Genomic DNA, 251 nt, shown 5'->3' on the forward strand with positions numbered 1-251 from the left:
CGCCAGGACATCTACCGCGTCAGTGAGGCCCTCGTTGAACAGTTCATTGCCGGCTTCGCCAGCCCGCCAAAGAGCCTGATTCTCGACCTCGATCACTCGGAAGATGCGTGCTACGGGCAGCAGCCGCCCCCCTGTGTCAGACTACTTGTCGGGTGTGTTTTTGAACAAAGTATGTCGTGATCTTGAGCGTTGTAGTGGGGTTTTTAGGGTTCGTTCTTGTGCTGTACTTTTGACATCGTTTCCGGGAGCGG

At 55.4% G+C, this 251-nt stretch carries 1 protein-coding gene; it reads left to right on the plus strand.

Annotation, left to right across the window (positions count from 1 at the left end; all coding sequences use genetic code 11):
- A partial coding sequence (locus F1735_RS36175; protein ID WP_222853223.1) for a transposase occupies nt 1-180 on the plus strand: 180 nt, incomplete at its 5' end.
- Nucleotides 181-251 lie beyond the last annotated feature (71 nt).

The organism is Massilia genomosp. 1 (assembly GCF_011682185.1).
Taxonomy (GTDB): domain Bacteria; phylum Pseudomonadota; class Gammaproteobacteria; order Burkholderiales; family Burkholderiaceae_D; genus Telluria_A; species Telluria_A rubra.